The 13,065-nt window shown below is 73.3% G+C and carries 6 protein-coding genes; 5 read left to right on the top strand and 1 reads right to left on the bottom strand.

All coding sequences use genetic code 11. The features are described from left to right. The first annotated feature begins 414 nt into the window (after nucleotides 1-414). Nucleotides 415-2,223: a S8 family peptidase gene (locus tag ACWDBB_RS22755; protein ID WP_449791417.1), complete on the top strand. Its 1,809-nt coding sequence runs from the start codon at nucleotides 415-417 to the stop codon at nucleotides 2,221-2,223. A gap of 157 nt (nucleotides 2,224-2,380) precedes the next feature. Here the strand turns inward: ACWDBB_RS22755 and ACWDBB_RS22760 are convergent, their stop codons facing one another. Beyond that, entirely contained in the window at nucleotides 2,381-4,774 is a 2,394-nt protein-coding gene (locus ACWDBB_RS22760) for a virginiamycin B lyase family protein (RefSeq protein ID WP_449791347.1), read from the bottom strand. A gap of 471 nt (nucleotides 4,775-5,245) precedes the next feature. Here ACWDBB_RS22760 and ACWDBB_RS22765 point away from each other — a divergent pair, with 471 nt between their 5' ends. From ACWDBB_RS22765 to ACWDBB_RS22780, 4 genes are all read left to right on the top strand, one after another. Further along, nucleotides 5,246-5,941 (top strand): alpha/beta hydrolase, encoded by a 696-nt coding sequence (locus tag ACWDBB_RS22765; protein WP_449791348.1) that lies wholly within the window; start codon nucleotides 5,246-5,248, stop codon nucleotides 5,939-5,941. A 447-nt stretch (nucleotides 5,942-6,388) separates the two neighbouring features. Then, nucleotides 6,389-6,808, top strand: a complete 420-nt coding sequence (locus ACWDBB_RS22770; RefSeq protein WP_449791349.1) for a VOC family protein — start codon at nucleotides 6,389-6,391, stop codon at nucleotides 6,806-6,808. 276 nt (nucleotides 6,809-7,084) lie between these two features. Further along, nucleotides 7,085-8,620, top strand: coding sequence for a lipase/acyltransferase domain-containing protein (locus ACWDBB_RS22775; protein WP_449791350.1), 1,536 nt, complete (start codon nucleotides 7,085-7,087; stop codon nucleotides 8,618-8,620). Nucleotides 8,621-8,677: 57 nt separating this feature from the next. Then, complete coding sequence (locus tag ACWDBB_RS22780) at nucleotides 8,678-13,027, top strand: hypothetical protein (RefSeq protein WP_449791351.1); 4,350 nt, start codon at nucleotides 8,678-8,680, stop codon at nucleotides 13,025-13,027. Nucleotides 13,028-13,065: the final 38 nt, after the last annotated feature.

Here is a 13,065-nt window from a genome sequence, read left to right on the forward strand (position 1 = left end):
CCCCGGGGGCCGGACAGGGACCACCGGAGTGACCCACGAGGGCCCGTGCCGCGCAACCGCGCGACACGGGCCCTCGCCCCGTTCCCGACCGGCCGGGACGCAGCCGTCCGGGCACATCATGCTCTACTGCCGGCATTCGCCGACCGCCGGCGAACCGGTGGCCGGCTCGCAGCATCCCCGCCGGCTGCCGCAAGCGCCCCGCTCGGGGCGCCGGGATGCCATGACATCAAAACGTAACGCTTCCGTGAAAAGTCGTCAGGCGTAAAGCCTTCCCCAACTCCTGTTCAATCTGGCATGTTTCCTTCAAATCCCGCGCGATCCCCCTCACGCACGGGCCGAATCGGAGGACACGTGTCACCCCTGATATCCCGGCGGCTCGGCCGCCCGGCCGCGGCCCTCGCCGTACTCTCGGCCATGGCGCTCGCCACCCCCACCGCGTTCGCGACCGCCGCCACCGCGACCACCACCCCCACCGTCCCCGGCGCGGTCTCCGCACCCGGCGCCCAAGCGTCCGGAGCCCAAGCGTCCGGCGCCCAGGCCCCCGGCGCCCAGACCCCCGCCGTCGCGGGCACCGCGGTCGGTTGGGCCGTCGGCACCCGCGCCTACCTGGTGATCAGCGCCCCGGCCGACGTCGCCGCCGCCAAGGCCGCCGTCGCGGCCAAGGGCGGTACCGTCTTCGCGAGTTACGACCAGATCGGCGTCATCGTCGCCCACTCCACCAGCACCGGCTTCGCCGCCGCGCTGCGGACGGTCACCGGCATCCAGCAGGTTGGCGCGACCCGCACCTCCGACGTGCCGGCCGATGCCTACAGCCCGGCCCTGCCCGCCAACCCCGCCCAGGCGGTCACCACGCTCACCGAGTCCAACCGCTGGGACATGACCCAGATCAAGGCCGACCAGGCCTGGAACGTCACCACCGGCTCGCCGTCCGTCAAGGTCGGCGTGCTCGACACCGGCGTGGACGACCAGCACCAGGACCTCGCGCCGAACTTCGACGCCGCCGACTCGGTCTCCTGCGCCTACGGCAAGCCCGACACCCGCAGCGGCGCCTGGCGCGACGTGGACACCCACGGCACCCACGTCGCCGGCACCATCGCGGCCGCGAAGAACGGCAAGGGCGTCATCGGCGTCGCGCCGGGCGTGAAGATCGCCTCGGTCCGGATCGCCGAGCCGACCAGCACCCTCTTCTTCGCCGAGAACACCGTCTGCGGCTTCGTCTGGGCAGGTGACCACGGCTTCAAGGTCACCAACAACAGCTACTACACCGACCCGTGGCAGTTCAACTGCCCGAACGACCTCGACCAGGCGGCCCTCATCGAGGGCGTCAAGCGCGCCCAGGAGTACGCCGAGGGCAAGGGCTCGCTGCAGGTCGCGGCGGCCGGCAACTCCAACTACGACCTGGCCAACAAGACCACCGACACCGCGAGCCCGAACGACTCCACCCCGACCACCCGGACCATCAGCAACGCCTGCCTCGACATCCCCACCGAACTCCCCGGCGTGGTGACCGTCGCTGCCACGGGCAGCGGCAGCGGCAAGGCCTCCTACTCCAACTTCGGCCGGGGCGTCATCGACGTCGCTGCGCCCGGCGGCGACGGCGCCACCGGCGTCTACTCGACCCTGCCCGGCGGCAAGTACGGCACCAAGAGCGGCACTTCGATGGCCTCCCCGCACGTCACCGGCGTCGCCGCGCTGATCGCCAGCGCCGACCCGACGCTCACCCCGGCCGACATCCGTGCCCGCCTCGCGAGCCAGGCCAACGACCTGGCCTGCCCCGCCTCCGACAGCCGCTGCACCGGCACCACCGCCAACAACAGCTTCTTCGGCGAGGGCCAGGTCGACGCGCTGAAGGCCGTCGGCGGCGCCACCCCGCCCACCGGCACGTACTTCGAGAACACCGCCGACGTGGCGATCCCCGACAACACCACGGTGGAGAGCCCGATCACCGTCACCGGCGTCACCGGCAACGCGCCCGCGACGCTCAAGGTCGGCGTGGACATCAAGCACACCTATCGAGGTGACCTCGTCCTCTCCCTCGTCGCCCCGAACGGCACGGTCTACCTCCTGGAGGACTTCGTCGACAGCGACAGCACCGACAACGTCGCCAAGGCCTACACCGTCAACGCCGCCGCGAGCGCGGCGAACGGCACCTGGAAGCTCCGGGTGAAGGACGGCGCCGCCGGCGACACCGGCACGATCGACGCCTGGAACCTCACCTTCTGAACCGTCTGAACCGTCTGAACCTTCTGAACCATGCGAACCGTCCCGGCCGCCCGACGCCCCACGGCGTCGGGCGGCCGGTGCCGCGAGCGGGACGCCGACGGCCACCTGGGTGGCGTACCCGGCGACGCCGCGTCGAGTCAGCGCGTTTCAGCGCGTTTCAGCGGGTCCCCACGTCCAGCGTCCAGTAGTGCTGGAACTCGGTGCTGCCCGTCGGCCGGGCCTGGTGGTAGTAGCCCACGCCGGCTTCCAGGGCCGCGCAGTTGAGGATGAGGTTGCGGTGCGCCCAGTGCCATGTCGAGTCCCGCTGCATCCAGTACTCCACGGCCTGGGCGGGACTGGGGGCGGGCTCGGGCTGCCCCTGCTGGAAGTAGACGTTCTCCCCGCGGTAGGTGTGGTAGCCCGCGAGGTCCATGGGTTCGCCGTCGTCCCACACCAGTTTCCCGTCGGGCCCCCGATGCATGTTCGTGTCCAGCTGGACCTGGGCGCTGGGAACGGTGGACAGGTAACTGCTGTGGTCGTACGCGGTGTTCCTGAGCTGCTGGGAGAACTGGAAGGGGCTGGGGCAGGCGCTCGTCTTCGCCTCTCCCTGCGGGTCCGGTTCGAGAAGGGGGTACAACTCCGGGTGGGTCCGTGCCCGGTTGACGAGGTCGAAGAGCTCCTGCTCCAGCGGATCCGGCGCGGGACCGGCTCCCGAGGTGATCTGTCCGATCATGCCGCTGAAGTACTCGGCGAACCACAGGTTCCCGTCCGGTCCGGACGCGATGGCGTACGGGTGGCCGTCCGCGGTGGGCAGCGGGTACTCGGTGACGGATCCCGTCGGGGTGATGCGCCCGATCCGGTTGCCCGTGGACTCGGTGAACCACATGTTCCCGTCGGAGCCGAACGCGATGGCGTACGGGGAACTGCCCGGGTTGGGCAGTGGGTGTTCGGTGACGGATCCCTTCGATGTGATCCGCCCGATCCGGTCGGCCCTGGACTCGGTGAACCACAGGCTTCCGTCCGGGGCGGCCGCGATGCCGGTCGGCCCGCTGTCGGGGGTCGGCAGGGAGAATTCGGTGACGGATCCCGTCGGGGTGATCTGCCCGATCGTGCCACTCCAGTAGTCGGTGAACCAGAGGTTTCCGCCCGGTCCCGCCACGATCCCCAGCGGGCGACCGCCCTCGGTGGGCAGGGTGAATTCGGCGATGTCCCCGGCCGGGGTGATGCGCCCGATCGTGCCGTCCCAGTACTCGGTGAACCAGAGATTGCCGTCGGGCCCGGCCGTGATGCCGAACGGGAAGGCATCCGAATGGGGCACGCGGAATTCGGCGATGTCCCCGGCCGGGGTGATCCGCCCGACCGCACCGCCGAAGTACTCGGTGAACCACAGGTTGCCGTCGGGCCCGGCCGTGATGCCGAACGGGAGGCTGACCGGGGTGGGCAGCGGGTACTCGGTGACGGATCCCGTCGGGGTGATCCGTCCGATGCGGCTGCCGGTGGACTCGGTGAACCACAGGTTGCCGTCCGGCCCGGCCGCGATCCCGAGCGGATGGCTGTTCTGTACGGGCAAGGGGTATTCGGTGATGGACCCGCCCGGGGTGATCTGCCCGATCACACCGTTGTCGTATTCGCTGAACCACAGGTTGCCGTCCGGCCCCACGACGATCCCGGTCGGCCCGCTGTCCGCGGGGGGCAGATGGAATTCGGTGACGGACCCGTCCGGGGTGATCTGCCCGATCTTGCCGCTGAGGTACTCGGTGAACCACAGGTTCCCGTCCGGTCCCGCCACGATCCCCGAGGGCTGGCCGCCCGCGGTGAGCACGGGGTGCTCGGCGATGTCCCCGCCCAGGGTGATCCGTCCGATCTGGTTCCCGGCGCCCTCGACGAACCACAGGTTGCCGTCCGGCCCTGCCGTGATGTCCCACGGGGAGCTGTCCGAGGTGGGGACGGGGTGTTCCGTGATGTTCCCGCCGGTGGTGATCCGTCCGATCCGGTTGCCGGTGGACTCGACGAACCACAGGCTCCCGTCCGGCCCGGCCGTGATCCCCGTCGGGCCGCTGCCCGCGTCGGTCAGCGGGTGTTCGGTGATGGACCCGTCCGGGGTGATCTGCCCGATCACACCGTTGTTGTACTCGGTGAACCACACGTTGCCGTCCGGCCCGGCCGTGATGCCCCACGGGAAGCTGTTCGGGCCGGGGACGCGGTACTCGGTGACGGCACCGGCCGGGGTGATCCGTCCGATCATGCCGCCGTCGTACTCGGTGAACCACAGGTTCCCGTCCGGGCCGGCCGTGATCCCGGTCGGCCCGCCGTCCGGAGTGGGCAGGGGGTACTCGGTGACGGCCCCACCCGGGGTGATCCGCCCGACCAACCCCCGGTCGTACTCGGTGAACCACAGATTGCCGTCCGGCCCGACCGCCAGGTCCCAGGGGTAGGAGGAGCTGCCCGGGGTGGACAGGGCGTACTCCGTGAGGACCCCGGGGAGCGCCGCGGCCGGCGCGCCCGCCCGGAAGGAGTGCGGCAGACGACCTCGACGAAGGCCGCGCAGGGTGAAGGGTGTGGGTGTGGGCATGGGAAAACCTCATCCGCGTCCAATGCGGCACCGGCCCCGGTACGGGGACGTCGGCGCGGCGCAAGTGGCCGAGTGGCCGAGTGGCCGGGTAACCGAGTGGCCGAGTGGCCGAGTGGTCGAGCAACCGGGTAACCGAGTGGCCGAGCCGGGCTCGGTGCCGAACGGCGGGGCCGATCCGGGACGATCCGTTCGTGGTCGCATCCCCGGCCCGCCCCGCGTGCCCCCTGCCCGCACCGTGTGCGGCGAGCACGGCGGGGATCGACACCCGTCCTGCTTCCGCTTTCAGCCTGTTACCCCGTGTGGGTGATCGCAACTTGCGCGTTCCCGGGGCCGCTGAACGGAGCCCCGAGCGCACTCGATGAGGAAGCCGAAGTGCCGCGGCGAGCAGGTCCGGTCGCCACCGGCGCGTCGTGCGGCGTCCGCCGGCCCGGATGGTGAACGTGATCTGTCGAGGCCGACGTGGAGGTGGCGATGAGAGTTGTGTTCGTGCACGGGGCGTGCGTTCGGGACGGGTCGTGGTGGTGGCACCGCACCGCCGGGCTGCTGCGGGAACGGGGAGTGCCCAGCGCGGCCCCGGCGCTGCCCAGCTGCGGTGAGACGGGCGTGCCCGGCGGCCTCGGCGGGCCGGGTCTCCCGGAGGACGTCGCCGCGGTGCGGGAGATGCTGAGGGCGAGCGACGAGCCGACCGTCGTGGTCGCCCACAGCTACGGCGGTATCGTCACCGCCGAAGCCGCCGCAGGAGTCGGGTCGGTGCGCCACCTGCTGCTGGTCTCCAGCTACCTGCCCGAGGTCGGGCAGAGCCTGTCGCAGTTCGGCGACGGCCACCCCGCCCCCTACCTCGACGTCGACCCCGACAGCGGCACGTTCGGGGTCCGCCCGGAGTCGCTCGCGGGCACCTTCCTGCAGGACTGCGACCCGGAGGTCCAGGAGCAGGCGGCCGACCACCTCGCCCGGCAGAGTCTCCAGGCGACCGGGCAGCCGGTCGGCGCGGCCGCATGGCGGCAACTGCCCTCCACCTACCTCGTCTGCGCTCAGGACCGGGGCACCCCGCCGCGGCTGCAACGCGAGTTCGCCCGCCGCGCCGGCCGCGTCGTCGAGCTCGATGCCGGCCACCACCCGTTCCTGTCCCAGCCCGCGGCGGTCCGGGACCTGCTGCTGAGCCTGTGACGACAGCCGTGGGGGAGAACCGGGCCGGCGATCGGAGGAAGAAACCGGAGGAGGCCAGTCTCGGCGGCCGTTGGGTCGGTTGCGGGACCTGCGTGCCCGAGGGCACGCCGGTGCTCCGGCCGGTCCGCGGTGGCTTGCCAAGCTCGGGGCGGTGTCTCGGCGGACGTGGTGAGCGAGGTTGTGAGCGAGGTGGCGAGCGTGGTCGAGGTCTGGGTCGGGGAGTCGTCGGTGCTCCGCGAGCACGCGGCCGGGGCCGTCAAGGCGTTCGTCGGGCAGTATGGGCGATGTTCCCCGAAGCCGTTGCGAGAACACCCACGACGAGGACGAGTTGCTGACGTTCCATGACTTCCCGGCCGAGTGCCGGGCCCACCCGCGCTCGACCGGTCCGATCGGGTCGACGTTCGCCGGTGCGGGCCGCCCGGCCGTGGCGGCCCCGGCGGTGGCGGCATGAACAGGCCGACCAACGGGGCACTGCACCACGTCGAGATCTGGGTGCCGGACCTGGAGCGGGCCGTCGTCTCCTTCGGCTGGCTGTTGGAGGCCCTGGGCTACACGCTCTTCCAGAGCTGGAGCAACGGCCGCAGTTGGAAGCTCGGAGCGACGTACCTGGTCTTCGAGCAGTCTCCCGCCCTCACCGCCGGCCGGCACGACCGGTGCCGGCCCGGGCTGAACCATCTGGCGTTCCACGTCGAAGACCACCACACCGTGGAGGCACTGGCCGCCGAGGCGCCGCGGCACGGCTGGAACCTGATGTTCCCCGACCGCCACCCGCACGCCGGCGGCGAACAGAGCTACGCCGCCTACCTGGAGAACACCGACGGCTTCGAGGTCGAACTCGTCGCCGTCAACCCGCACGAACCGGACTGACGACGATCACCCCAGCCACAGGTCCGGACGACAGGCCCCGCCTCCCCGGGCCGGCTCTCCTGCCCGGTCCCCGTCCGGGGGCTTGCATGCGCGGCCGGAGGCGGCGCCTGGTACCCGGTGTCGAAGGACGGAACCACGGTGCAGTTGTGGGAGCTTGCGACACCGGGACGAGCCACGACACCGGCTCCGCACGCCCGGCAGCGGTCGTCCACGGCTCGCGGCCGTTCTTGACGAAGCCGCACGCGTGGCGGGTCTGCTCCCCTATCGTCGGGTGGCATGGGGAGCTTGGGGGACGGCGGGTTCGGCGGTGCGGTGCCCTACTCGGGCGTGCCGCCGGTGTTCGAGGACCGGACGCCGGACGCGTGCGTCGTGGTGCCGGGCATCATGGGCAGCGTCCTGGAGGACGCCGCGACGGGCCGCCCGCTGTGGGGTGTGGACCTCGGGATGCTGACGGGTGCGTCGGCCGGTGAGGGGCTGTTCGGTGCGCTGCGGGCGGACGAGTCGGAGCGGGCCGCCGACGCGGACACCTTCCGGCGGGCGCCGCTGACCCGCGTTCGGGCGACCGGGCTGCTGGCGAAGCCGTGGTGGCTGCCCGTCCTGGAGGGCCTGGACCCCTACGGCGAGGCCGTCAAGAGCCTGCGGCAGGTCACGCTGGCGCCGGAGGCGGTGGCGCCGTTCCCGTACGACTGGCGCCTCACCGTCGCCTACAACGGGGCGGTGCTCGCCCGCGCGGCCCGCGCGCACCTGACCGGTTGGCGGGAGCGGGTCGCCGCCCGGCCCGAGTGGCGGGCCGCCGGTGGGCGGCAGCCGCGGCTGCTGTTCGCCGCGCACTCGATGGGCGGGCTGGTGGTGCGGGCCGCGATGGAGCAGGACCCCGAACTCGCGGCCGACACCCGGGCGGTGGTCACCGTCGGGACCCCGTTCCTCGGATCCGTGAAGTCCGTCCTCACCCTCAACCTCCTGCACGCCGGGGCGAAACCGGCCAGGCTGCTGCGACAGGTGCAGGCGATGGCGGCGACCCTGCCGGGCGTCCACGACCTGCTGCCCGGCTACCGCTGCCTGGACCGCGGACTGGACGTCGACCGCCTCACCCCCTCCGATGTCGCCCGGCTCGGCGGCGACGAACACCTGGCCGCCCGCTCGCTCGACGAGCACACCCGCCGCTGGGAGCATCCGTTCGCGATGCCCGGGCACCGCGCGATCGTCGGCGAGGCGCAGGCCACCGTGCAGACCCTCGACGAACAGCAGCGCGCCGGGCAGGCGGTCGCCGTCGGACGGCACCACTCCTTCGACGCCGGCGAGGACGGCGAACTCGTCCGCGACCCGGCCACCGGCATCCCCGCCCGCCGAGACTCCCGCGGCGACGGCACCGTCCACACGCCGTCCGCCCAGGCCGGCGGCACCGAGGCTCGCACCTACGTCTTCGGCCAGCACGGCACCCTGATGCGCCACGACGACGTCCTGCGCCAGCTCCGCAACATCGCGCTGGAACGCCCCCAGGGGCCTCGCCTCTCCGGCACCAGCGCCGGGCCGGGCCTGGAGACCCCGCAGCTCGGCGGGAGGTTCGGGCAGCCGCTCACCCTCCACGCGACCGGCCTCGACACCCCGGCCAGGGGGAGCCTCACCGTCCGCAGCGCCACCACCGGCCGCATGGGCCACCCCCTCACCCTCCGCCGCGACCCCGACCGCACGGACGGCGCCCTCGCCGCCCGCTTCACCGCCGACGCGCCCGACCTGTACCGCGTGACCCTGGACGTCGAGGACCACGTACCGATCACCCAGCTCGTCCTCGTCAGCCCACCCGACGCCTGAGCCGCAAACCCCGCCCGACGCCCGACCCCGCCCGACGCCTGAATCGGAAACCCCGCCTTGGCCACACCCGTCGGCACCGACCGGAACCCGACCGAACCGCCCCCCGAGGGCGGCGGGATCGAGCTGTTCCCGGTGAACTTCACCGCCTACCGGCAGCACCCCGCCCTGGACACCGAGGCCCACGTCCGGGCGATCGCCGACCTGCTCGCCCCCTACGGTCCGCGCGTCAACAGCTGGACCACCCCCGAGGACGAACGGGACCGGCAGGCCGTCGAGGACCGGCTCGGCGAGTGGAAGCGGCCCGCCGCCTCCCGCGGCGGCAACACGGTGCTCTACTGGGTCGGCCACGGCAGCGCCGAACACCTCGCCCATCACCGCACCCCGGCCCCCATCGACGACGGGATCTCCCCGGAGGAGGTCGCCCGCGCCATCGGCAGCCGCCAGATCCACCCCGAGAACGAGGACAGTTGGGCGATCGTCGTCATCGACGCCTGCTTCTCCCGGGACTTCGCCCAGGAGGTGCACCGGATCCTCCTCGACAGGAAGTACCGCGACGCCGGCCGCTACCTGCTGCTGTCCACCGCGGCCGAGGGCTACACCGAACTCGGCGCCTTCACCGGCGCCCTCCGCCGCGTCCTGACCGTCACCTTCCGCGGGAAGCCCGACATCGGCCTCGCCGAACTGGGTGTCGAACTCAACCGCGAACTCCGCGGCGGCTACCGCGGCGACCGGGCCGTGCCCGGCGACCGGCTGGTGCGGCTCACCCCCGATGCCGCCACCTCCGTGTCCGCGCCGCTGGACCAGCTCGCCGAACTCCAGGCCGTCATCGACCGGTTGCCCACCGACGAGCAACGCCACTTCCTCCCCAAGGCGTCCGGCGCCGAACTCGGCGAACTCGCCTGGTACTTCCACGGACGCACCGAGGAACGCGACCACATCCTGCGCTGGTTGGCCACCGCCACCCGTGGCGCCCTCGTCGTCACCGGTCCCGCCGGCTCCGGCAAGTCGGCCCTCCTCGGCCACGTCCTGCTGCACACCCGTGCCCGGCTGCGCGACGTCCTCGTCCGCCACGGCCACCTGACCGCGCTGCCCGCCGAAGTGCCGTGCCCGGACGACCCGTTCGACCTCGTCGCCCACCTCTCCGGCCTCAGCCTCGCCCGCACCGTCCGGCTCCTCGCCGAAGCCGCCGGCCTGCCCGACCTCGCCCGGCAGGCCGACGACGGCCAGCCACCCGCCGTCCTCGCCGCCCGACTCGTCGCCCGGCTGCGCGCCCGGCCGACCCGGCTGACGCTGCTGTTCGACGCCCTCGACGAAGCCGAGCAGCCGCTGCTCATCGCCGACCTCCTCCTGCGCCCCCTCGCCGCCCTGCCCGCCGTCCGGGTCGTCATCGGCACCCGCCGCTCCACCCACGAAGGCCCCGACCAGCCCGCCCCCACCGACACCGACATCCTCGACGCGCTCCGCCCCCGGCCGACCCGTCGCGAGGCCGGACCGTGGGCTGACGTCGAACCGTGGGCCGACGTCGAACGCGTCGAGGTGAAGCAGGACCCGAAGGCCCTCGCCGGATACCTGCGCGCCAAGCTCGCCGCCGCCAGACAGCGCGGCGCCCTCGACGCCGACGACACGACCATCGAGGACGTCGTCCACCGGCTCGTCACCGACCACCGGCAACACGGCGCCGAACCACAGCAGTTCCTCTACGTCCGCCTTGCCGCCCACGAACTCCTCAACGACCCGGGCCTGCTCGCCGACCCCACCCCCCTGATCGGCCGCACCCACCGCCACCTGTTCACCCGCGCCCTCCAGCGACTCCACCGCACCAACCCGGACTACGCCCCGCTCCTGCGCGCCCTCGGCCTCGCCCAGGGCCGCGGCCTGCCCGCCCAGGACGGCATCTGGGCCCTCGCCGCCGACGCCCTTGCCGCAGAAGCCCTCGCCGCCGCCGCCCTTGCCGCAGAAGCCCTCGCCGCCGACGCCCTCGACGGCCGCACCGACACCGGCGCCGGCATCCCCGAACTGCTACGGGACGCCGCTCCCTACCTCACCGTCGACCACGAACACGAGCAGAGCGTCTACCGCCTCGCCCACCGCACCTTCACCGAACACTTCACCGCCGCCCCGGACACGGCTCGTGGCCACGCCCTCCTCACCGCCGCCCTCGCCCGGCACGGCCGGCAGAGCCTGGGCGCACAGGAGGACGCCACCGCCCCGCCGGCCGCGGTCGTCAGCCCTTACATCCACCACCACCTCGCCGCCCACGCCCGCCTGGGCCACGCCGCCGGGGCCCTCCACGCCCTCGCCGACCACACCGAGGTCCTGGACGCCCTCGACCTCACGAGCATCACCGCCGCGGCCTTCGACCACGGCCTGCCCTCCCACGAACTGCCCCCGGCCATCGCCGGAACCGTCCTGCTCCAGCACCGCGCCCGCGACACCGCCGCCACCGAGCAGTCGGCGGGCAGTACGGCCGGCTGGCGGCGTTGGTGGCGCCGGCTCGGCACCAGCTACATCCAAGGCGCCCCGCCCCCGCCCGAAGCACCTCTCCGCAACCCGCGCGGATGGCCTCCGGAACTGACCGTCGGCGAAGTCCGGCAACGTCAACTCCACCTGCAACTCACCGGCCACACCGACAAGGTGACCGCGGTGGCGGTGTTCACCGCGCCCGACGGCACTCCGCGGCTGGCCTCGGCCGGCGCGGACCGGACGGTGCGGATCTGGGACCCGGCGACCCGCGCCCAGGACGGCCCCTCCCTCACCGGCCACACCGACAAGGTGCGTGCGGTGGCCGCGTTCACCGCGCCTGACGGCACCGTGCGGCTGGCCACGGGCGGCGACGACGGGGCGGTGCGGATCTGGGACCCGACCATCGGAACCCAGGACGGAGTACCCCTCACCGGCCATGGCAGCGCAGTCGCCGCGGTGGCGGTGTTCACCGCGCCCGACGGCACTCCGCGGCTGGCCTCGGGCGGCGCGGACCGGACGGTGCGGATCTGGGACCCGGCCACCCGCGCCCAGGAGGGCCGGACCCTCACCGGCCACACCGACGAGGTGAACGCGGTGGCGGTGTTCACCGCGCCCGACGGCACCGCGCGCGTGGCCACGGGCAGCGACGACAAGACGGTGCGGATCTGGAACCCGGCCACCGGCGCCCAGGAGGGCCGGACCCTCACCGGCCACAGCGGCGTCGTGCTCGCCGTGGTGGCGTTTACCGCGCCCGACGGCACCGCGCGCGTGGCCACGAGCGGCGGCGACGGGACGGTGCGGATCTGGAACCCGGCCACCGGAGCCCAGGAGGGCGACACCATCACCGGCCACAGCTTCGGAGTGGCGGCGATGGTGGTGCTCACCGCGGCCGACGGCACGCCGCGCGTGGCCACCGGCAGCTACGACGGGGCCGTGCGGGTCTGGAACCCGGCCACCGGCACCCTGGAAGCCGTACCCGCCACCAGCGACGACCACTGGGTGAGCGCGGTGGTCCAGTTCACCGCGGCCGACGGCACTCCGCGCCTGGCCACCGGCGGCGAGGACCACTCGGTGCGGATCTGGGACCCGGCCGTCCGCCCCCAGAACGGCGAACCCGTCGACGACGGCATCTACGGAGTGATGGCGGTGGCGGTGTTCACCGCGCCCGACGGCACCCCGCGCCTGGCCACCGGCAGCCACGACAAGACGGTGCGGATCTGGAACCTGACGACCGGCAGGCAGGAAGGCGCGCCCCTCACCGGCCACACCAGCTGGCTGCGTGCGGTGGCGGTGTTCACCGCGCCCGACGGCACCCCGCGCCTGGCCGCCGGCGACGGTGACGGGACGGTGCGGATCTGGAACCCCGCCACCCGCGCCCAGGAAGGCGTGCCCCTCACCGGGAACGGCAGGGGGGTGGATTCGCTGATGGTGGTCACCCCGGCCGACGGCACGCCGCGCCTGGCCGTCGGTGACGGCGACGGGAACGTGCGGGTCTGGAACCCGGTCACCTGCACCCAGGAGGGCGGCCCCCTCACCGGGAGCACCAGCGGGGCGCGGAAAGCGGCGGTGTTCGCCGCGGCCGACGGCACTGCGCGCCTGGCCGTCGGCGGCGGTGACGGGACGGTGCGGGTCTGGAACCCGGCCACCGGCGCCCTGGAAGGCGCACCCCTCACCTGCCACGACCACTGGGTGAGCGCGGTGGTGGCGTTCGACGCGCCAGACGGCACGGCGCGGGTGGCCAGCTGCAGCATCGACAAGACGGTGCGGATCTGGGACCCGAACACCCGGACCGGGCAGACGCTGTCCCTGGCGGACGGAGTCGAGGCACTGGCGGTGGGCCACGGGCTGCTCATCGCGGGCACCCGGTCGGGCTACCTCGCGATCGACATCTCGTCCCTGCCCACCGACCCCGCCGGCACCGGCACCCCGGACGCCCCGCTGTGACCACCCCGACATCCCGCACCGCGGCACCGGCGGCGGGG

Source organism: Kitasatospora sp. NPDC001095, from assembly GCF_053598615.1.